The sequence below is a fragment of the Pantoea dispersa genome, from assembly GCF_014155765.1.
Taxonomy (GTDB): domain Bacteria; phylum Pseudomonadota; class Gammaproteobacteria; order Enterobacterales; family Enterobacteriaceae; genus Pantoea; species Pantoea dispersa.
The window spans coordinates 160,503-180,182 of the sequence record NZ_SCKT01000006.1 but is presented as its reverse complement, the minus strand read 5'-3'; the positions used below and the strand labels follow the sequence as shown (position 1 = coordinate 180,182).

At 58.2% G+C, this 19,680-nt stretch carries 17 protein-coding genes and 2 pseudogenes; 6 read left to right on the top strand and 13 right to left on the bottom strand.

The window, feature by feature from the left end:
• Positions 1-5: 5 nt before the first annotated feature.
• From H7K56_RS17215 to H7K56_RS17200, 4 genes are read right to left on the bottom strand one after another with little or no spacing between them, the layout of a single operon-like run.
• Positions 6-716 carry a DUF2786 domain-containing protein gene (locus H7K56_RS17215; RefSeq protein WP_150360465.1) on the bottom strand — a complete coding sequence of 237 codons (711 nt, stop codon included), beginning with the start codon at positions 714-716 and terminating at the stop codon, positions 6-8.
• A complete protein-coding gene (locus H7K56_RS17210) occupies positions 709-2,409 on the bottom strand; it encodes a ParB family protein (RefSeq protein ID WP_150360466.1) in 1,701 nt (566 codons plus the stop codon). Before H7K56_RS17210 ends, H7K56_RS17215 begins: the two co-directional genes overlap by 8 nt.
• Positions 2,406-3,776, bottom strand: a complete 1,371-nt coding sequence (dnaB-PI, locus tag H7K56_RS17205) for an SPI-7-type island replicative DNA helicase (RefSeq protein WP_050148959.1) — start codon at positions 3,774-3,776, stop codon at positions 2,406-2,408. Before dnaB-PI ends, H7K56_RS17210 begins: the two co-directional genes overlap by 4 nt.
• Positions 3,769-4,644 carry a ParA family protein gene (locus H7K56_RS17200; protein ID WP_016807981.1) on the bottom strand — a complete coding sequence of 292 codons (876 nt, stop codon included), beginning with the start codon at positions 4,642-4,644 and terminating at the stop codon, positions 3,769-3,771. Before H7K56_RS17200 ends, dnaB-PI begins: the two co-directional genes overlap by 8 nt.
• Positions 4,645-5,099: 455 nt before the next feature.
• On the opposite strand from H7K56_RS17200, the pseudogene H7K56_RS17195 reads away from it, so the two are divergent.
• Positions 5,100-5,354, top strand: a pseudogene (locus tag H7K56_RS17195) (LysR family transcriptional regulator); the annotation flags it as partial.
• Positions 5,355-5,448: 94 nt separating this feature from the next.
• On the opposite strand, the gene H7K56_RS17190 reads toward H7K56_RS17195, so the two are convergent.
• Complete coding sequence (locus tag H7K56_RS17190; RefSeq protein WP_104093944.1) at positions 5,449-6,618, bottom strand: Gfo/Idh/MocA family protein; 1,170 nt, start codon at positions 6,616-6,618, stop codon at positions 5,449-5,451.
• Between the two features lie 10 nt (positions 6,619-6,628).
• The gene (locus H7K56_RS17185; RefSeq protein WP_021507774.1) at positions 6,629-7,552 is read right to left on the bottom strand and encodes a TIM barrel protein; all 924 of its coding nucleotides are present in this window, start codon (positions 7,550-7,552) and stop codon (positions 6,629-6,631) included.
• On the opposite strand from H7K56_RS17185, the gene H7K56_RS17180 reads away from it, so the two are divergent.
• Positions 7,551-7,721, top strand: a complete 171-nt coding sequence (locus H7K56_RS17180) for a hypothetical protein (RefSeq protein WP_170264746.1) — start codon at positions 7,551-7,553, stop codon at positions 7,719-7,721. The genes H7K56_RS17185 and H7K56_RS17180 overlap by 2 nt on opposite strands.
• Before the next feature lie 29 nt (positions 7,722-7,750).
• On the opposite strand, the gene H7K56_RS17175 is transcribed toward H7K56_RS17180, so the two are convergent.
• Complete coding sequence (locus tag H7K56_RS17175; RefSeq protein ID WP_150360467.1) at positions 7,751-8,770, bottom strand: LacI family DNA-binding transcriptional regulator; 1,020 nt, start codon at positions 8,768-8,770, stop codon at positions 7,751-7,753.
• Positions 8,771-9,090: 320 nt separating this feature from the next.
• Here H7K56_RS17175 and H7K56_RS17170 point away from each other — a divergent pair, with 320 nt between their 5' ends.
• Positions 9,091-9,975, top strand: coding sequence for a sugar phosphate isomerase/epimerase family protein (locus H7K56_RS17170; protein WP_021507777.1), 885 nt, complete (start codon positions 9,091-9,093; stop codon positions 9,973-9,975).
• Positions 9,976-10,128: 153 nt separating this feature from the next.
• On the opposite strand, the gene H7K56_RS17165 is transcribed toward H7K56_RS17170, so the two are convergent.
• Positions 10,129-11,139: a Gfo/Idh/MocA family oxidoreductase gene (locus H7K56_RS17165; RefSeq protein ID WP_150360468.1), complete on the bottom strand. Its 1,011-nt coding sequence runs from the start codon at positions 11,137-11,139 to the stop codon at positions 10,129-10,131.
• Between the two features lie 100 nt (positions 11,140-11,239).
• Between H7K56_RS17165 and H7K56_RS17160 the strand changes: the two genes are divergently transcribed.
• The 3 genes from H7K56_RS17160 to H7K56_RS17150 all read left to right on the top strand — a co-directional run bounded on the left by H7K56_RS17160 (position 11,240) and on the right by H7K56_RS17150 (position 13,532).
• On the top strand, positions 11,240-12,259 hold the full coding sequence (locus H7K56_RS17160; protein ID WP_021507779.1) for a LacI family DNA-binding transcriptional regulator: 1,020 nt from the start codon (positions 11,240-11,242) through the stop codon (positions 12,257-12,259).
• A gap of 101 nt (positions 12,260-12,360) precedes the next feature.
• Positions 12,361-13,242, top strand: coding sequence for a glutathione-dependent disulfide-bond oxidoreductase (gene yghU / locus H7K56_RS17155; protein ID WP_150360469.1), 882 nt, complete (start codon positions 12,361-12,363; stop codon positions 13,240-13,242).
• Positions 13,242-13,532, top strand: a complete 291-nt coding sequence (locus H7K56_RS17150; protein ID WP_021507781.1) for a DUF1330 domain-containing protein — start codon at positions 13,242-13,244, stop codon at positions 13,530-13,532. Before yghU ends, H7K56_RS17150 begins: the two co-directional genes overlap by 1 nt.
• 75 nt (positions 13,533-13,607) lie before the next feature.
• Here H7K56_RS17150 and H7K56_RS17145 read toward each other — a convergent pair whose 3' ends face one another.
• The 5 genes and pseudogenes from H7K56_RS17145 to H7K56_RS17125 all read right to left on the bottom strand — a co-directional run bounded on the left by H7K56_RS17145 (position 13,608) and on the right by H7K56_RS17125 (position 19,662).
• Positions 13,608-14,702: a YncE family protein gene (locus H7K56_RS17145; RefSeq protein ID WP_150360470.1), complete on the bottom strand. Its 1,095-nt coding sequence runs from the start codon at positions 14,700-14,702 to the stop codon at positions 13,608-13,610.
• A 114-nt stretch (positions 14,703-14,816) separates the two neighbouring features.
• Entirely contained in the window at positions 14,817-15,497 is a 681-nt protein-coding gene (locus tag H7K56_RS17140) for an SDR family NAD(P)-dependent oxidoreductase (protein WP_150360471.1), read from the bottom strand.
• The gene (locus H7K56_RS17135) at positions 15,494-16,690 is read right to left on the bottom strand and encodes a sialidase family protein (RefSeq protein WP_150360472.1); all 1,197 of its coding nucleotides are present in this window, start codon (positions 16,688-16,690) and stop codon (positions 15,494-15,496) included. Before H7K56_RS17135 ends, H7K56_RS17140 begins: the two co-directional genes overlap by 4 nt.
• Position 16,691: 1 nt before the next feature.
• A pseudogene (locus H7K56_RS17130) lies at positions 16,692-18,113 on the bottom strand (sodium:solute symporter family protein).
• A 310-nt stretch (positions 18,114-18,423) separates the two neighbouring features.
• Complete coding sequence (locus H7K56_RS17125) at positions 18,424-19,662, bottom strand: MFS transporter (protein ID WP_127834732.1); 1,239 nt, start codon at positions 19,660-19,662, stop codon at positions 18,424-18,426.
• Positions 19,663-19,680: the final 18 nt, after the last annotated feature.

Genomic DNA, 19,680 nt, shown 5'->3' with positions numbered 1-19,680 from the left:
CCCCCTTAATCCTGACGGTAACCAATGGCTGCCGGACCCCGGCCGCTGACACCCTGATGAAGACGGGCATTTTGTCCGGCTTCATACCCCTGATAACGTGCTGTATCCGCCCCGCGGCAGGCTTTCAGTTCACGGGTTGTGACTGTTTTCATACTGCGGCTTTCCAGCCAGTGACTCATCACCTGCTGCTCCTCGCTGCTGATGTCAGTTGCCGATATCACCTCACGCACCCCACATACCCAGCCGTCACGGAACTGCTCCGCTCTCGCCCGGCGTGTGGCCAGTTTCAGCCGCTTACTCTGGGTTTTGAGATAAGAATTTGTGGCATCTTTCAGCTGGCGCGTCAGCACATCAAAGGCATAGGCTGCTATCTCAGATTTTTCACTGAATCCGTAAAAGGTTACCGAACGGCGATACCCGGCAGAGGTCTGACGCCATGAGTAATAAGCCTGGCAGCCAAAGGCATAACAGACGCCCCGGACAAGGGTCACCATCCATTCCGGAACTTTTTCAGCATCCGAAGGGGCCGTGCGGGAAGACGCTTCGCGCACGGATGTAAGGCCGGCATCAAGCTCGCTGATACCGTATCTGGCCATCAGCTTCTGGGCACGCTGCAGGGCCAGTCCTGCCTCATGGGCATTACTGTTGCTGCGGCCCAGCTTCAGCAGTTTCCTGACAAGATTCAGCAGTCGCAACTGTCGCTGTGAGTTATTCATCACTGTTATCCTCCCCGTACTTCAGACCGCGTTGCAGCTCCCGGAGACGGCGCATAACGCGCATCAGGCGGAGCAGTTTCAGAGCATCTTCATCTGTCAGGGCAGGTGCTTCCCCCTCACCCGGGCCGCCGGTGAAAAGCTCCGGCAGACTACACACCCCTGCCGCCGGATGCAGCACAGGCGCTTCGCCGGTCAGGCCCAGCAGAAATGCGGCGGCTTCAGAACACACCTCACCTGCCCCGACGTAACCGGCAGACATGTCCTTGTCGCGTTGAGGAAGAATTTCATCTTCGCAGCCAAGGACCTCACCCAGCTCCCATGCCAGACGAAAAGCGGTATTCTGCAGGTGTTCGATATCGTCCTGATGGGCCGGCACATGCCAGATGCTGTCATTACTCACCGGCGCGTCATCCTGCAGGACAACTTCAGGTTCTGGTGTTAAAAGAGAAAGCAGGCCATCCTCCCCATTGTCCTCTTCTCCACCATTCTCTTCTCCGTACCCATCGGAGAGGGTAACCAGCCCGCTAACATCCCCGCTCTCACCTGAAATAACCGGCGCGGCACCGTACATATCTGGCTGAACCTCATGCCGAGGGGGCTCATTAATCGGTGTTTCAGAAGGAGAAGACGCATTACCCGGAACGGGCGTTACAGCCCCTCCTGAGACCTCAGGACGTGAACTGGAGACAGGTAGCGGGACGCCTTCACTCTCATCTGAGCCTGTGGTATGCAGGGCGTGATCAGCATTAACAGGCTTGTTTGCGGCGGGAAAGGCAACCGTCTCCGGCTCGCCAAAGTGATGTCTGCGGTTGCGTTCTTTAGGATCGAGTTCCATCATCCAGCGGTCATAGTCCAGTTCCGGATGGGGTAGCGCCTGCAGTAAATCACCAATAAATTCATCGCGAAACATCTCCCGAGACCACAGTTCCGGGGAGTTGAAACGGCCACAACACTGGCCAAAAACGTCGCTGAAGGATTTGTCGCCTGTGTCTGAAATCAGGCAAAACTCATCCCACACGCGTTCCGCATCATGCCGGAGCGCCAGCAGTGACGTTATTTGTGGCCTGCCAAGCCCGGACTCAAGCAGGTCTGGGATCCACGGATAAAGATATTTCAGCGCATCTTCCATACGGCTGACTGTTGAGTAATGGACTGGCAAACCTTCACGGGTCAGTAGCTCTGACAACTGACGCAACGAAACCGTCTTTCCCATCTGCTCTTCATATATAGAGCGGGCTTTGTGGATCCCCTGCGCTTTTTCAATAAAACTCAGCTCCCCGCGCACTTCATTCTCTGCCAGATGGCCAATAACACACTGCAGCCGTCCCGGCCACGGCTTGAACAACACATGGACGCGGAAAAACCGGTCTTCTCCGGTTTCCTGCCACAGTTCTGACAGGATCTGATAACGTGTATTACCCCCGTCGCTGAAGATGTACATATCGGGCTCACCATCCGGGTCACGGGTGACTTTGGGCACGGTGTCCAGCCCGCGCGAACGGATGGAAGCCTTGATATCGTCATAACGCGGATTGCGTGATGTTCGCGGATTATCAGGATTCGGGCTTAACTGGTCGAGCGTCAGGACCATGGGCATTTCAGCCGCCGGCATGAAGCTGATATTGCCGGCCGCCTGCGACTGGCGTCCGGGCTGCAGCATGGCAGCCCCCACATTAGAACTTTTACGGCTCATGCCTGTTTCCTCCCGCTGCGGTAACCGAAGTAATAGCTGCCTTCCTGAAACTCCGAAAAGAGGGTGTAACGCCCGTCAAATTTGACTTTTACCGTGCCGGTTGGCCCCTGTCGCTGCTTGCCGACAATGATCTCAGCCACCCCGGCATCAGGGGTGCCGGGGTTATAAACCTCATCCCGGTAAATAAACATGATGAGGTCCGCATCCTGCTCCAGCGCACCGGAGTCACGCAGGTCACCATTATTGGGGCGTTTATCGGCCCGCTGCTCCACCAGGCGGTTGAGCTGGGAAAGCGCCAGTACCGGACAGCCCAGCTCTTTACCGAGCGCCTTAAGCGAGCGGGAAATTTCCGCTATTTCCTGCGTGCGGTTTTCCTGCTCGGGGGAGCGGACAAGCTGCAGATAGTCCAGCATGATGAGAGAGGGTCTGCCGTATTTGCGGACATAGCGACGGGCGCGGGCGCGCAGTGTGGCCGGGGTCTGGTAACTGGTATCATCAATGATCAGACGGTTTTTCCACTCAATAATGCGACCGGTTGCCTCGGACACGCGAGCCCAGTCTTCATCATCCATGTTGCCGCTGCGAAGCCGGGACAGTTCCACCCGGCCTTCCATCGCCAGCAGGCGCATCATCAGCTGCTCTGAGGGCATTTCAAGACTGAACACAAAGACGTGATCGTCAGGTTTTGCGCTCACGGCCGCTGTGCAGGCGGCCATGGCCAGCGACGTTTTCCCCATGGAAGGACGGGCGGCCAGCAGGGCCAGATCGCCGGGCTGGAGACCACAGGTCATCGCGTCCAGTTCACTGAACCCTGTCGGTGTCCCGGTGAGGCCGTCACTGGCGGACATGCTTTCCAGCTGCGTTAGCAGTTTATCCAGCGCCTCGTTAACACCGGTCTCACTGTTGAGCTGCATGGCTCCCTGTTCGGCAATGTTAAACAACTTACCTTCGGCCGACTCAAGAATGCCCGCCGAGCTGGCTTTCGGGGCCTGCACATCGGAAAGAAGACTGTTACCCACAGTCATCAGCTGCCGCAGGCGGCTTTTCTCCGCCACCACCCCGGCGTATGCCAGGATATTGGCTGCAGACGGCGTGTTTTTACTCATTTCAGCCAGATAAGCAAAGCCGCCACACTGTTCAAGGTCGCCTCTGTTCTCCAGCCGTTCCGTAATAGTGATGAGATCGAGCGGTAGCCCTTCTCCGGCCAGCTCGGCCATCACGCGAAAGACCATACGGTGCGGCCGGGAAAACAAATCTTCCGGGGAGATTTGCAGTATCACCTCATCCCACCGGTCGTTATCAAGCATCAGTCCGCCCAGTACGGCCTGCTCAGCCTCATAAGAGCAGGGCATCATCATCTCAGACATGACGCACCTCCCGGGTCAGAACGTCACTGAAATGGCTCTGCCACTCGGGGAACAGTTCAGACGCGAGGTCGTGCATGGTGACGGCTGCGGCCGGACCTTTGCGGCGTGTTTTGTATTCCAGACGATGCACGGGCTGCTGCTTGACGTGCCCCAGTTTGAAAATATCCAGCGCCTCGATACGGGTATCGAGTAAACGATAAACGTCACGGTTGCCCAGCGCAGAGGCGTCGTAATGTTTTTCGTTAATGATGGCGGCAAGACCGTCCATTGCTTCACGGTCAAGCAGAGTGTTTTCGATACAGTTGACGAGAATGGAAATATCAGGAAGGCGGATACCGTAATTTTCATAGGTTTTCAGGCGGGTAAGCATATGAAGGGAGCCGCGGATAAATTCACGGACATCCGGAAGGATGGGTTTAACAACGCCCATCACATTACCGGTAGAGGAAAGGAGGGAAAGCTCGGTCATGACGCCTGTTGCGCCTTTCGAATCCACAATAATGACGTCATAACGGTTAAAGAAAGGATGCTGAAGTATGTTACGCAGGCGCAGACGGCCGTCTGCAGCGTGGAGCATCGCGGTCGGCAACAGTTCGTCCGGGTCGTTAGAGTAGATGACATCGAGATTTTTTATGGCGGTCTGCGAAATGCATTGCGTATGGTCACTGACCATCTGCATCAGCAGTTCATAGAGACCGAAAGGGGATTCATGCTCCAGCGCGAAGATACTGCTGGCTGTGGGCTGGGAATAGTCTGCATCCACAAGAAGGGTGTTCAGGCCGGCATCGGCAAGAAAACCGGCAAGGTAAGCAGCAAACGTGGATTTGCCTTCTCCACCTTTGGGAGAGATAACGGGAAGTATTTTCATTTTGCACACTCTTTACAGTATGCAAATACGCCTGTTTACAAACTATTAACTTTGACTCAGGGATTGAAAATCCCCGTGTCCGTGGTTCGATTCCGCGTCCGGGCACCACTATTCAGAAAACCCAGCCTTATGGCTGGGTTTTTGCTTTTCTGCGCCGGCATATTGATTCGCTACATTGCCGTTCTTAGCGCTAAAAATTCGCAGCTGTATCGCTGCTATTTCTCTCTTTCCAGTCCCTCATTTGCGCGACGCGTCGCACACTTTTGCGATTGCGCCCAAACCTTTCCAGCGAATTGCGCCACCGGTCACGCCGCGTTGCGCGTGTCGATGTTAAAAAACTGTTAATCGTAATACCTGCCTGCCGTCGTGGCTTTTGTCCTTAACTCAGCGTCTGCTGCATCTCATCGTGCCGGACGTTTTTGATACACCGAATCGTGTCGCCAGAGGGAGTAATCGTGAACCTTCGTCGCCTTAAATATTTCATCAAAATCGTCGACGCGGGCAGCCTGACGCAGGCCGCTGAAAGTTTGCATATTGCGCAACCGGCGCTAAGCCAGCAGCTTGCCACGCTGGAGGGAGAAGTGAATCAGCAGTTACTGATCCGCACTAAACGCGGCGTAACGCCTACCGAAGCGGGGAAAATGCTTTACCATCATGCCTTCACTATTTTGCATCAGTGCGAACAGGCACAGCGCGCCATTGACCAGATCGCCGCAGCAACTGCAGAAGGCATGCGCAGCGGCTCCCAATAAAGCACGGATGCCGCCCCGCTGCTTCGCACTCCGGTTAAATTTCGTCAGCTAATTAGCACTCAACCCACACCGCACCGGCATCCGCCGATTTGACACACTGTTCCACCCAGCGTACCCCCATCAGCCCGGCGTGCACGTCCGGATACCAGAAGTCCTGCAGGAAGGCGTGATCGCCGCGGTCGGTGGCGTCCATCGCCAGCGCAAAACGGCGATAGAGATTCGACCAGGCTTCAAATAATCCTTCGGGATGGCCGCCACCAATACGGTCATCGGCCAGCGCGCTGGCGTGCAGATAACCCATGCCGCGCTCAAGAATCTGCACCGGCTCGCCCTGCACTTCATAGCGCAGCTGGTTTGGCTGTTCGTCCCACCACTCCAGACTGGCTCGGGCCCCCACCACGCGAATTTTCTGGCCGTGCATCGATCCGCAGTTCACCGCTGACGCCCACAGCGTACCGACCGCACCGTTGTCGTATTCCATCATCACGAAGGCGTTATCTTCCAGCGGCGCACGCGAGGCCACAAAGCTCTGGCGGCTGCACAGCAGACGTTTTATTTGCAACTGCGGCAACAGGGTTTCAGCGATAAACAGCGGATGGGTGGCCAGATCGCCCAGCACATAGCTCGGGCCGACAAAACGCGGATCGACGCGCCATTTGGTGCTGGCATTCTGTAATTCGACCGCTTCGTGATGAAAGCCGTGAGCAAACTGCATGTTCACAATGCGGATCTCACCCAGCAGCCCGTCAGCAATCATGGTGCGCGCCTGCTGAATCAGCTGATGACCGGCATAACCGTAGGTCACGCCGATGATCTTCTGCTGCGCTTTACACAGTTGCTGCAGTTCCTCAGCTTCAGCGGAGGTGAAACACAGCGGTTTTTCACACACCACGTGCAGCCCGGCGCTGAGCGCAGCGCGGCAGATAACAAAGTGCGTATTGTTCGGCGTGGCGATGGAGACGGCTTCAATGCCATCAGCACGCGCGGCTTCCGCTTTAAACAGGGTTTCGTAATCGCTATAGCAGCGCTCGGCCGCCACGCCCAGCGCGCGACCAAACGCTTGTCCGCGCTCCGCATCAATATCAAACGCACCCGCCACTAAGGTGAAGTTGCCGTCGCGTAAAGCAGCGGAACGGTGGATGTAACCGATCTGGCTGGTGCCGCCGCCGCCCACCATGCCCCAGCGCAGCGCGCGATCCAGTACTTTGCTCCCGTTAATCATGCTGTTCTCCTCAGAATCCGATGGAATGCAGGTAGTGCAGGCTGGCCGTGACGTCCTGCAGACTGGTGGCGGCATTGCGCGGATCGCGCTCCTGCTCGATGGTGATCCAGCCCTGATAGTGACGTTCAGCGAGAAACGCCCGCAGCGCCGGGTAATCAATCGCGCCCTGGCCAAGCGGGCACATCACGCCCTCGGCACAGGCAGTGAAAAAGTCGACGCCGCGCGCAATCACATCGCGCCAGACGGCCGCATTAATGTCTTTGAAATGCAGATAGTCGATGCGCGACCAGTAGCGTTGCAGCCAGGTCTGCGGATCCATGCCGGAATAAAAAAGATGGCCGGTATCGAGACACAGTCCGGCGACCTCGTGCGGGATGTCCTGCACCAGCTGCTCCAGTTCATCGGCAAACTCAATGCAGCCACCGGCATGAGGATGAATCACCGGTCGCACGCCGTAGTCGTGCCAGGCGATGTGACTGAGCTGAGTGATGTGCTGCATCATGCGCTGCCAGTCTGCGGGTGCCAGGCGCGGCGCTTTCTCTGTCTGGCCGGCAAATTGCGCCCGCTGCGGGTTGCCGAAATCGATAATCACCAGATAGGGCGCGGGTCGGTTATCACCGTGCGTGCGTGCCGCGCACGGCACCTGCGACAGGTTGCGGCAGATGTTGTGCGTCAGCTCAACCATCGCCGGGAAATTCGCCTCGCTGACCAAATCATCAAAAATGGTGCCGGCCACCAGCGACAGCTGATGCGCTTCCAGCTGCTGGCGCAGTTCGGCGGCATCGGTCGGCAGATAGCGCCACGGCCCGAGTTCAATGCTGCGGTAACCGGCCTGGGCCGCCTCACGCAGCACCGTTTGCCATGGCGGCAGGAAAGGATTGTCAGGATCGTCTACGCCCCAGCTGCAGGGCGCATTGGCAATGTGTAGGGTCATGATGGTTCCTTATGATGAGGGCTGGCGTCAGTATCAAATAGATATTTCACCAACCTCAATCATGGAACTTTCATTCTTTGATAGAGATCATAAATTTAATTATCAAATTTTTGATATTTTTTTATCAAATGCTGTCGTCATGCGCGCGGGCGCGGCTGTTGCCCGGTGAGCGATAACAAAGGGTGACGGCGCTACGCCTCAGACATTTTCCCGCATGACGATCTCAAACGGCAGGGTGACCTGAGAAAAATGGTCGCTGCGCTCAGCGTGGCGTTGCAGCACGGTTTGCGCCAGCTGTCGTGCCATGTCATCGATCTGGTGGCGCAGCATCACCGTGATGGTGCCATCTATCAGCGCCAGGTCGCCATCATTGACCGGGCCGTGACAAATCAGCGCCACCTTACGCTGCGGCTGCTCACGCAGCGCCTGAACGACCCCTTCAATGCCGCCGCACGGCGCGTAGATCAGCGCCAGATCGGCATGCTGCTCCAGCAGCTGGCGGGTCGCCTGATAACCACCGGCAATCGATTCGTGGGTTTTGAGCGGTTCCAGCACGCGGCGTGCACTGTCCTGCTCGCGCAGATACGAGCGAAAACCACTCTCGCAGTTCTCCTGACAGATAAAGCGGTGATCCCCCAGCAGCACGCCCGCCGGACCCAGCTGATGCAGCAGATGGCTGGCGATCCAGCCCGCGCTGCGCCCGGCTTTCTGATTATCCAGGCCGAAATAGCCAGCATGCCCACAGGGCGAGAAGTCAGAAAACAGCGCGTAGACGCGCACGCCCTGACGCGAAACGTGCGCTATCGCGTGGCGGATAAGCGGATGATCCAGCGCCACCACGCCGATAGCCTCCACCTGCTCAGCCAGCCGGTAGAGCGAATCCACCACCGCTGCCACCTCATCAATCTCGTGCCAGACAAACAGCGGCTCGCTGCCGGCCGGATGAAATGGCTGCGTCTGCTGGCGCAGCGCATCGGTTAGCGTTTGATAAAAAGAGTACGAAGCCGACAGCAGGATAAACCCCATGCGCAGCGTCACGCCGTCGCTCTGCGTGCTGAGCGGGGCGTGGCTGCTGCGGTAGCCCAGCCGGTGCGCCGCTGCCAGTACTTTCTGTTCGGTCTGCGCCCGCACCGGCGCGCGGCGATTGAGCACCCGATCCACGGTGGCGATTCCCACCCCGGCAGCGGCGGCAATCGCGCTCATGGTAATTTTGCTCATCGTTAAGCCCTTTAATGATAATAAACTATCAAAAATAATGCCTGACGTTATGCTTTCACGCCATATAAGCCGGTCGTTATCTCTTAATTAATGAGTAAATCCTCTCATTCTTTTGATCGCTGTCGCACAAACACCCTCATTCGTTTCATTTCTCACGCAAATAGAATAATTATTTGGCAAACGTTCGCCGCAGCGTGTCGCCGGCACTGATGGAAATGCATCAGCAAAGCATTAGAGCCGGTGCCGGGCTGTTTTTATAGTTGACGCGACACCAGCCGCCGATTGCGGTGGTGGGTAACGTAACGCGCAGGAGAACAACAATGAAAATCGCTTTTGATGTGGATGTTATCCGCGATCTCGGCATCACGCGTATGGTGCATCAGGTCGCGGAGTGGGGTTATAAATACATTGAACAGTCGCCGCATCCGCAAATCAATCCGTTCTATAAACACCCGAAAGCCAGCCGGGAGATCATGCGCGAGTACAAAAATGCGCTCAACGCTACCGGACTGGAAATCTCCTCGTTTATCACCGTCTATCGCTGGTCGGGACCGGATGAGCTGCGCCGGCAGGCGGCGGTGAAAAACTGGAAGCGAATGATTGAGATTGCCGTGGAGATGGGCGTGCAGGTGATCAATACAGAGCTCTCCGGTAACCCGAACGAGCCCGAAATCTGCGAAGAGATGTTCTATCGCTCAATGGACGAGCTGCTACCGATTTTCGAGCGAGAGGGGATTCGCGTGGAAATACAGGCGCATCCGTGGGATTTCTGCGAAGAGAGCAATGAAACGGCCGATATCGTCAAGTCGTTCCGCAGCGACAACGTCAAATACATCTACAGCGCACCGCATACGTTCTACTATGACAAGGGCAAAGGCGACGTGAAGAGTATGCTGCATTATGCTGGTGACGATCTGTCGCACATGCTGATTGCCGATACCATGAACCACACCAAACACTGTCGCTACATCGTTAACCCGCCGGGCGTCGATGCCACTATCCACCAGCACGTAGCCGTTGGCGAAGGTGAGGTGAATTTCGACGCGCTGTTCGAGGCGCTGCGCGAGATGGATTTCGCTAACCGCCACTATAAAGTGGGCGGCGAGTCGATTATCTCCGCCGCGCTGTTTGGCTATCCGGAGAAGATGAAGTATCAGGCGGTGGAAACCCGCGAGCTGATTGAGCGCGAGCTGCTGAATCTGTAAGTTGCATGCACAATCACCCCCTTTCCCGCCAGCGATAAGGGGGCGCACAATCAGCCCCCTCTCCCACTAAATAGAGATGGATGCACAATCAGCCCCCTCTCCCGCCTGCGGGAGAGGGTTGGGGTGGGGGCGAACGCCATCGCCCATTCCCCATCACACCGTCACCCACTCCACCTCCACAAACTCGCCGCGCGTCAGCGACAGCTGCGCCGCTTCCGCGATGGCCTGCGCGCGCAGCCCGTCAATCAGCCCCGGCAGACCGGCCACGTTCTCGCCGCCAAGATGGCGCACAAACGCATCGAGATGGCGGTAATAGGTCTCCTGTACCCGGCTGAACCAGTCCGCATACAGCCCCGGCTGGCGGATGTGCTGCCCCTGATACAGCGTTGCTCCGCGCACCGCCTGGCTTTCCGATGCCAGCATGCCCAGACTGCCCATCACGCTGATGCGCTCGTCATAACCGTAAGCGGTACGACGGGCATTATCGAGCTGCGCCAGCGCGCCCTGCTGCAGGCGCATAATCAGCACCGAGGTATCGACGTCAATGTCGCGGATCGCCGGCATCGCCAGCGCGGCACCGAGCGCGCCCACGGTGACCACTTCATCCTCAGTTAGCCAGCGCAGCAGATCGAAAAAGTGGATGGCCTGGTCGCGCATCTGTCCGCCGGACGCCTGCAGATAGCTCAGCGGCGGCAGTTCAGAGGCGCGGCACACCATCTGGATGAGCTCGCTACGCCCAATCACGCCCTGCTGCAGCTGGGCTTTCAGTTGTGCATGGCTGCGATCAAAACGCCGATTAAACCCTACCGTCACCGGCACCTGCAGCGGGGAGATGCTGGCTACTACTTCCCGGGCGCGCGACAGCGACAAATCGATCGGTTTTTCACAGTACACCGCTTTGCCCGCCAACACCGCCTGCTCCAGTAGCGGAGCGTGGGTCGGCGTCGCACTGGCAATCAGCACCGCATCAATGGCCTCACTGCTCAGCGCCTGCGGCACGCTGGCGGCCCGCGCCCCAAACTGCTCTGCCAGCGCAGCGGCGCGCGCGGCGTCGATATCGCACACCAGCGCCAGCTCAACGCCGGGATGGCGCGCCAGGTTTGCGGCATGCACCTGGCCAATAAATCCACAGCCAATCAAGGCAAAACGTTGCGCACTGCGCATGATAACGCTCCTGTTGCTCACACTTCGGCATCGTCGGTCTTGTCAAAATATCGCTTTCTGGCAGGCTGTCTGAACGCGGTTTTTGATGGAATTCACTCAGATGAAAACTATGACGCTGGCCGAACTGGCTAAGCGGGTGGGTGTGGGCGTCGCCACGGTGGATCGGGTGCTGAACGACCGGGGCGGCGTGTCGCCCGCGATGACGAAAAAGATTTTACTGGCGGCGCGCGAAGCGGGTTTGAAACGCATCCTGCCGGAGGAACACCGCCACGCGTGGCAGATCGAAGTGCTACTGAGCGGTAACGGTTCCTTCTTCTTTCAACAGCTGGCGCAGGATTTTGCCCGGCTGGCTGATGAGCTCGGCTATCGTCGCCTGCGGCTGCACCGCACGCTGATTCCGGAGCATGCGCCCGAAAAGCTGGCGGCGCATATCGAAGCCAGCAGCAAAAAGATGGACGGGCTGATTGTTTTCGCCCATGAAAATCCGCTGATTTACGCGGCGCTTGAGGCCTGTAAAGCGCGTGGCGTACCGGTCATCACGCTGGTGGCCGATCTGCCTGATGCGCCGCGCCTGTGCCATGTCGGTATTGACCAGCTGAAGGCGGGACGCACCGCCGCGCTGATGCTCGGCAGCATGCTGCCCGTGGCGGGTGACGTGGTGCTGGTTAGCGGTCGCGCCGATTACGCCGCGCACCGTCTGCGCATCGAAGGGTTTCAGGCGGTGCTGGCGGAGCGCTTCCCGCATCTGCGGCTGCGGGAGATCATCGCAGGCCAGGACGAGCGCGAGCGCATCAGCCGGCTGCTGGAGAAAACGCTGGCCGCATCGCAGCAGATTGTCGGCTTGTACAATACCGGCATGGGTAACACGCAGATTCACGAAGCGCTGGCGCGCCACCGGCTGTGCGGCAAGGTGGTGTATGTGACGCACGAACTTTACCAAACCACCCGTGAGCTGCTGGCCAAACGCGTGCTGACGCTGACGCTCGATCAAAACACCCTGCGTCACGCACAGCTGGCGCTGACGCTGCTGCTGCGACATCTGGAAGAGGGTGAGCAACCAGAGACCTATCAGCCCGGCAAAGTCGACTTTATGCTGTTTACGCAAGAGAATTTTGCCTGATTCGACTTTGTCTTTTATCGCCAGCGCGGTTAAATCGGCGTGATAGCGTGCTGCTACACTCAGTAGCAGCAAAAATCTTCTCACAACAAGGCGAACGCATTATGTCGGAAAATCAGTATCAGCCCGCGAAAGTCTGGACCTGGGACCCGGAAGCCAAAGGTAACGGGGCGAAGACTAACCGTCCAACCGCCGGGCCGACGCATGAGCAAACGCTGCCGGTCGGTAAGCATCCGCTGCAGCTCTATTCGCTGGGGACGCCAAACGGCCAGAAAGTGACCATCCTGCTGGAAGAGCTGCTGGCGCTCGGCGTGCAGGAAGCGGAGTATGACGCCTGGCTGATCCGCATCGGCGATGGCGATCAGTTCTCCAGCGGCTTCGTTGAGGTTAACCCCAACTCAAAAATTCCGGCGCTGCGCGACCACTCGATCACGCCGCCACAGCGCGTGTTTGAATCCGGCAATATCCTGCTCTATCTGGCAGATAAATTCGGCCACTTTATTCCCTCCGACGTAGCGGGCCGCACGGAAACCCTGAACTGGCTGTTCTGGCTGCAGGGATCCGCGCCCTACCTTGGCGGCGGTTTCGGCCACTTCTATCACTACGCCCCAGAGAAAATTGAATACGCCATTAACCGCTTCACGCTGGAAGCCAAACGTCAGCTTGATGTGCTGGATCGCCAGCTGGCGAACCACCGTTTCCTCGCCGGCGACGAATATACCATTGCCGATATCGCAACCTGGCCGTGGTACGGCAATCTGGTGCTGAATAACCAGTACGGCGGCGGCGAATTCCTCGATGTGCAGTCGTACAAAAATGTGGTGCGCTGGGCAAAAGAGATTGCCGACCGTCCGGCGGTGATCCGCGGGCGTAAAGTGAACCGGGCATTTGGCGCCGAGCCGCAGGATCAGCTGCTGGAACGGCACGATGCGAGCGATTTTGATACCAATACTGAAGACAAGCGTCAGGCGCGAGGCGAACAATAATGGCCGCATATGTCGTTATGATTAAAGACGAAACGCTGGATAAAGATGAGCTGGCCACCTATTCGCAGAAAGCCGGCGCGGCGCGTGGCGATCACCACATCACGCCACTGGCGTTTTACGGCGATCTGGAGGTACTGGAAGGGCGCGATGCTGAAGGCGTGGTGGTGCTGCAGTTTGAAGATGCCGAGGCCGCCAAAGCCTGGTACTTCAGCCCGGCCTACCAGGAAGCCAAAGCGCATCGCCTGAAAGGCGCCAACTACCGCGTACTGCTGGTGAACGGCGTGGCGTAATGGATGACGTAACCCGTGGCTAAGCACGGGTTATCCGCGGCGCGATCCCTCGCGCCGCGATTAAATCCAGCGCGGTTAATCCAGCGTAATCCGCACCACGCTATCCGGCCCTTGCGGCGAGCGCTCTTTATTGAGCCCCTGCTTCACCGTCACATACAGCGTCTGACCATCTGGCGACACCAGCAGGCTGTTAGGGTGGGTCGGCAGCGCCCAGCTATTTTTCACTGCGTAGGTCGTCGCGTCCAGCTGCAGCACTTTGCCGCCGAGTCGCTGGCTGATGTAAATCTCGTTGCGCTTCGCATTGAATTTGATGCCAAGCGAATCGCCGACATCCAGGCGCTTGATCACCTTACCGCTGCGCTCATCAAATACCAGCGTGGTTTTGCCCTTAGAATTGTCAGTGACGTACAGGCGGCCATTGGCGGCATCTTCCGCCAGATTTAACAGCAGATACTCTTTGCCATCGCCTGGCGTCCAGCGCTGCTCAATTTTGTGACTGCGCGGATTGATCACCAGCACTTCGCCACTGCCGTTCGCCGCGTAAATACGGTCGGTTGACGCCGAATAGAGCAACCCGGTCACCCACTTGCCGGCGTTTTTGATGGTGGTTTTCAGCCGCAGCGTATTCGCATCAACCACCCAAATCATCGCCGGATTCTCAATCGCACCGATGTACAGCAGGCCGTCATGCAGCAGGATTTCACGCGCGCCAACCGGATTGCCTTTGTCGTTTTTCAGGCCAAACAGCAGACGCTGCAGCACTTTACCGCTTCTGGCGTCTACTTTGGTCACGCCGCCGTCCAGCGTGTTGGTAATGTACAGTACGCTGCCGTCCGGTGAAGCCGTCATGCCAAAGTTTTTCAGATCGGTGTGGGTTTCGCCCAGCGTCGCCAGCGTGCGGGCATCCAGACGATACAGCACGCCACCGTTGACGGTTTTAAATGCCTGCGCGCTGGCCACATACAGCGCAGCCGGATCGCCCGGCACATAGGCCATTTCATACAGGCCGTCGCCCAGTTCACGCTGCTGTACCTTCTCCGCTGCCGCTGGCTTAGCCGCGGCGGCAGGCGCTACTGATTTTTTAGCCGGCGCCTGACAGGCGCTCAGGCTCATGGCTGCCAGCAGCGCCAGAGCCAGCGCGGTGGCGCGCGGGCGTAATGATGAAGTCATTGCTGTCTCCGGTAAGGACCGATGGGTTACCTGCGCGAGCAGGAAGCATAAAAAGGAATGAGAATCATACGCATTATTGTATCAGTCGTAAATGTGCCTGGTTCCATGCAGGCACTAGTACAGCGACGCGCCGCCGCAAATTACCAGCTCCTGTCCGGTAATGGCAGCGGCAGCCGGCGATAGCACAAAACCAGCCAGCGCGGCCACCTCTTCGGGATGGATATAGCGTCCGATAGGCGGCAGTTTCGGCGGCGAGCTGGCGCGGTCCGGCTGCAGCAGCATCGGCGTGGCGGTGGCACCGGGAGCAATCACATTGACCGTAATGCCCTGCGGAGCCAGTTCGGCGGCCCAGCTGCGCGCCATGCCCACCATCGCCGCCTTGGTGCTGACATACTGGCTGCGATTCGCCGCGCCGCGTGACGTGCGGCTGCCGAGCAGCAGAATACGATCGCCGTGGCCCATCTGCGGCAGCAAGGTGTTGGCCATGATTTGCGCCACCTGCACGTGCAGATACCACAGCCGCGCCCCCTGCTCTTCCTCCAGCTCACCCAGCGGCGCGGCCAGCATCATGCCTGCCGCGTGCACCAGCGCATCCACCTTCGCCAGCCCGGCCAAAGCCCGTTTCAGCTGACCGGCGTCAAACAGGTCGACGCTGACGGAGGTAAACGCCGGATGATCTTTCTCCACCGGCGTACGGCTAAAACCGGTGACCTGCCAGCCCTGCGTCAGTAGCTCATCGGCAATCGCCGCACCAATGCCGGAACTGACACCGGTCACCAGCGCATGGCGGCTCATGCTTTGTCCCTCACCCAGTTCTCCTCCACGCGCACGTACTTGATGGCCTGGCGAAAATAGGTGTAGGCAATGTGCAGTGCGCCGTCCGCGCTCTGCTTAATGCTGGGATAGGAGAACTCACGGTTCAGTTTCTGCTGTGAATTGTTGGTCATGCAGTAGCCGTCCCCCTCATCCAGATTACGCTGCCAAGGCCAGCTCACTCCGCCATCGGCAGAAATAGCCAGCGTCATCGGTGCGCGCGGAGCCCCCCAGAAGGCGGTACGTGCGCCCTGAACCACCGGCTGCGCCGCCACGGCCACCGCCGCGTCATCTTCATCTTCGTCTTCGATTTCGTCGTACAGTGACAGGCGACGCTCGCTGGCATCACGCGCGCTCATGGCGTTAAACACCAGCGCCAGATGGCCGTTGTGCAGCGTAGTCACCTGAATCGATGAGTTATTATTTGGCAGATCGGTCGCCTGCGGCGTGCTCCAGCTTTCACCGCCGTCGTCCGAACAACTCTGGTAGATATAATCAGCCCAGCGGCTGCGATACAGCGCCAGCAGGCTGCCATCCTGCAGCAGCGTAATGTTCATGTGCACGCAGCCGAGGCTGTCCGGCACCGCCACATCGCGCCAGCTCTGTCCTTTGTCGCTGGAGATTTTTACCGCACTGATGTCATCGTTGCCCACCCATTTCACTCCCGGCTGGGTGCGACAATAGAACACCGGCAGCAGCCAGTTGCCATTCGGCAGCACCACCAGCGGCTGGCGGATAAACGTGCCCGGCTGATCGAGCAGCGTATCGATGGCACTCCAGCTGTGACCCAAATCGTGTGACTGGCGATAGCGCACAATTGCCGTGTCCTGATTGCCGGACTTTTGCGCGGTCCACAACAGCCACAGCACGTTATCCGGATCGAGAAACAGCACCGGATTCTGTTCCGATCGCGCCGGATCGTCGGATAACTGTTGAGGATCGCTCCACTGCGCGCTGCCCTGCGCCAGCCGCGAGCACCACACCGAAATATCCGCGATGCCTTCCTGCGTGCCGCCAAACCACACGCACAGCAGGTCGCCGTTTGGTAACGGCAGCAGATTAGCGGCGTGGTTCTGCGGACAGACCGAAGGCAGCATCGCCGTGAGCTGCTGCGCGTCCTGCGCGTGCGGATGAAGCTTACCGTTACGTTCGACGGTAATGGTTGAGTCGGTCATGTCAGGCTCCACTGTTTTGCATTGATGAATCAGGTGCATTTTTGCGCTGCGGCTGGCGTGACGGGATCAGACGGTCAATCAGCATGATCACCGCCGGTGTGACCAGCGCGACGTACATATTGTTGATGCCGAACGGATCGCCCAGCAGATACCACAGCGAGGTCATGACGCAGGCACCAATCAGGCCGGCGTTCGCGCCGCGCGTACTTTTATAAAATGGCAGGTAGAAAGCGATGATCGCCACCACCGAAATCGACAGACGGATGGCGCGGGTAAAGAACGATAGCTTCAGCACTTCCGGTACAAACAGCACGAAGATCAGCGGCAGGAAACCGATCAGCAGTGACAGCCAGCGCGTCATGCGAAATTCGCGTTCCGGCGTCGGATTACGGTACGGCACATAAAAGTCCTTCACCACCAGCGAGGCGATGGCCAGCGCCACGGTGCTGACGCTGACAAAAATCGATGCCACCAGCGAAGTGGTGACAATCCCTGCCAGCCACGGGCTCATGTCCTGCAGGAACACCGGCAGCGCGTACAGGCTGTTAATCTCCGGATGCAGATACTTTGCCGCCACGCCAATCAGCGCAATGGCGATGGCAATCGGCATACAGAAGAAGAACGCGACCCAGGTGGCGCGCTTCGCAGACGCCGCACTTTTGGTCGAGGCGATAGCCTGAATCACAAACTGGGTGCAGAAGATCGACCCGATGGTGCCAATCATCCAGGCAAAAATGGTGCTGGCGCCCACGTTACCGTCCTAGGTCCAGTAAAAGTGCGGCATCTCTTTGATCATCGGGCTGACGCCGCCGGTCATGTGCAGCGCCACGCCGAGAATGACCAGAATACCGATATATTTCAGGCCGCTGTGCAGCAGCGTCACCCAGGCGATGCCTTTCATGCCGCCGAACATAAAATAGAAGGTGCTGACCAGCGCGGTGATCACCGCCGCCGTGGTGAGATCAAGGTTCAGTACCGTAGAGATCGCCGCCGCACCGCTGACATAGTTACCGACGTTCACCAGCAGCAGCGCGTAGATCATGATGATAGAAATAATATTTTTGGTGGAGTTGCCATAGCGCTCGGCAATCGCGCCGGAAATGGTAATTTTGCCGGTATTGTAGATGCGTTTGACCAGCAAAAAACCAAACAGCGGAAAGCCGATAGCGGCACCGATCACCGACCAGGACGCGGCAAAGCCATCCTCAAAAGCCGCTTGCGCCGTACCGATGGTTGACTTGGCGCCAATGTATTCAGACATCAGCATCACGCCGACCACAAACGCTGGCATCACGTTTGAACCCGCCATAAAGTCGCCGCTGTTTTTACTGCGCAACCGCCAGGTCAGCCAGGTAGTGAACAGGATGTAGGCAATGACAATCCCGACAATAATCACCATCCCTTCTGCAGAGAACTGTTTCATGTTCGCCTCATTGATAACGTAGGGTCGTGGTGCGTGCCGGGCTTCACACGCACCGTTAATGAGGCGGCCATGATTATTGTTGTTGCGTCGCTGCGCTGGCTACCCCGCACCGTGCAAAATGATTTACTTCACTCAAAAATGAATAAATTTACGCACAGGCAGGGCAATTTATAGATTAACTGGCGCTTAATTAGTTTGATCATGCTCACAAACAGTCAAATGTGATTAATAATAATCAAACCTGGCTGTGTGAGACAGCGAGGCAGACTGCGTACCTGGCCACGGCCACCGCGCCGGGCAGCCGCGAACGTCAGGCGAGACTGTCGTTTTCCAGTTTCTGCCGTTTGCGCAGATGAGGGAACAGCGCCATCCACAGCGCCACGACCACCAGAGTGCCGATACCGCCAATCGCCGCTGCCGGCACCGCACCGAACCATGCGGCCAACAGGCCGGATTCGAACTCCCCCAGCTGGTTAGAGGTATTAATGAAGATGGCGTTGACCGCGTTGACGCGCCCGCGCATCTCATCCGGCGTGTCCAGCTGCACCAGCGCGCCACGAATCACCATGCTCACCATATCGAAGCCGCCAAGTGCCGCCAGCGCCAGCAGCGAGAGCCACAGCTGCGTCGATAGCGCAAATACCAGCGTAGCCAGGCCAAAACCGGCTACCGAGCCAAACATGATCATGCCCACGTGCTTTTCCAGCTTGTGACGGCTGAGCCACACCCCGACCAGCAGCGCCCCGACCGACGGGGCACCGCGCAGCATGCCCAGCCCCCACGGACCGGTATGCAGAATATCCTGGGCGAAGATCGGCAGCAGCGCCGTGGCGCCGCCCAGCAGCACGGCAAACAGATCGAGCGAGATCACCCCAAGCACATCTTTGCGCTCGCGGATGAAGCGGACACCGGCAAACATGGTGCTGAGGCTGGCCGGAATACGTGCCTGCGGCGGTCGTTCGTAGCGCAAACGGCTGACCAGCACAATCGACAACAGATAGAACAGCGCCGAAACACCGTACACCACCTCCGGCCCGGCCACGTACAGTAAGCCGCCCAGCGTCGGACCGACAATCACCGCCGCCTGACCGCCCACCGAGCTGGCCGCCATGGCGCGCGCAAGGATGGGCGGCGGTACCAACGCTGGCAGCATTGAGGTGATTGCCGGCCACTCCAGCGCTTTGGCCAGCGAAATCAGGAATACCAGTCCCCAGATTTCAATCCGGCCCGCCCAGTGCAGCAGCGTCAGCGCCACCAGCCCGAGCAGCGCCAGCCACTCAATCAGCTGCCCCAGCAGCACGATGCGGCGACGGTCATACTGATCCGCAAGGTGACCCGCCGGCAGCGCCAGCAATACCGAAGGTAAAAATTGCATCAGACCGATCATGCCCAGCGCCATAGCACTGTGGGTAAGCGCATAGATTTGCCAGCTGACGGCCACGGAGAACATCTGAAAACCAAACGATGAACAGGTACGCGCCAGCCAGAAGGCGACGAACGACCTGTGTCGCAGCAGCGAATCTTCCGCTGCGGTGACCGGTGAACCCATAGTTTTATCCCATCCTGA

What these genes read in the sequence shown, in the direction of transcription:
- H7K56_RS17185 (WP_021507774.1), bottom strand. Translation starts at nt 7,552, where the DNA reads ATGACCCTACACATTGCCAATGCGCCCTGCAGCTGGGGCGTAGACGAT.
- yghU (WP_150360469.1), top strand. Translation starts at nt 12,361, where the DNA reads ATGTCGGAAAATCAGTATCAGCCCGCGAAAGTCTGGACCTGGGACCCG.
- H7K56_RS17145 (WP_150360470.1), bottom strand. Translation starts at nt 14,702, where the DNA reads ATGACTTCATCATTACGCCCGCGCGCCACCGCGCTGGCTCTGGCGCTG.
- H7K56_RS17170 (WP_021507777.1), top strand. Translation starts at nt 9,091, where the DNA reads ATGAAAATCGCTTTTGATGTGGATGTTATCCGCGATCTCGGCATCACG.
- H7K56_RS17215 (WP_150360465.1), bottom strand. Translation starts at nt 716, where the DNA reads ATGAATAACTCACAGCGACAGTTGCGACTGCTGAATCTTGTCAGGAAA.
- H7K56_RS17135 (WP_150360472.1), bottom strand. Translation starts at nt 16,690, where the DNA reads ATGACCGACTCAACCATTACCGTCGAACGTAACGGTAAGCTTCATCCG.
- H7K56_RS17210 (WP_150360466.1), bottom strand. Translation starts at nt 2,409, where the DNA reads ATGAGCCGTAAAAGTTCTAATGTGGGGGCTGCCATGCTGCAGCCCGGA.
- H7K56_RS17180 (WP_170264746.1), top strand. Translation starts at nt 7,551, where the DNA reads ATGATGGTTCCTTATGATGAGGGCTGGCGTCAGTATCAAATAGATATT.
- H7K56_RS17175 (WP_150360467.1), bottom strand. Translation starts at nt 8,770, where the DNA reads ATGAGCAAAATTACCATGAGCGCGATTGCCGCCGCTGCCGGGGTGGGA.
- H7K56_RS17150 (WP_021507781.1), top strand. Translation starts at nt 13,242, where the DNA reads ATGGCCGCATATGTCGTTATGATTAAAGACGAAACGCTGGATAAAGAT.
- H7K56_RS17165 (WP_150360468.1), bottom strand. Translation starts at nt 11,139, where the DNA reads ATGCGCAGTGCGCAACGTTTTGCCTTGATTGGCTGTGGATTTATTGGC.
- dnaB-PI (WP_050148959.1), bottom strand. Translation starts at nt 3,776, where the DNA reads ATGTCTGAGATGATGATGCCCTGCTCTTATGAGGCTGAGCAGGCCGTA.
- H7K56_RS17190 (WP_104093944.1), bottom strand. Translation starts at nt 6,618, where the DNA reads ATGATTAACGGGAGCAAAGTACTGGATCGCGCGCTGCGCTGGGGCATG.
- H7K56_RS17160 (WP_021507779.1), top strand. Translation starts at nt 11,240, where the DNA reads ATGAAAACTATGACGCTGGCCGAACTGGCTAAGCGGGTGGGTGTGGGC.
- H7K56_RS17140 (WP_150360471.1), bottom strand. Translation starts at nt 15,497, where the DNA reads ATGAGCCGCCATGCGCTGGTGACCGGTGTCAGTTCCGGCATTGGTGCG.
- H7K56_RS17125 (WP_127834732.1), bottom strand. Translation starts at nt 19,662, where the DNA reads ATGGGTTCACCGGTCACCGCAGCGGAAGATTCGCTGCTGCGACACAGG.
- H7K56_RS17200 (WP_016807981.1), bottom strand. Translation starts at nt 4,644, where the DNA reads ATGAAAATACTTCCCGTTATCTCTCCCAAAGGTGGAGAAGGCAAATCC.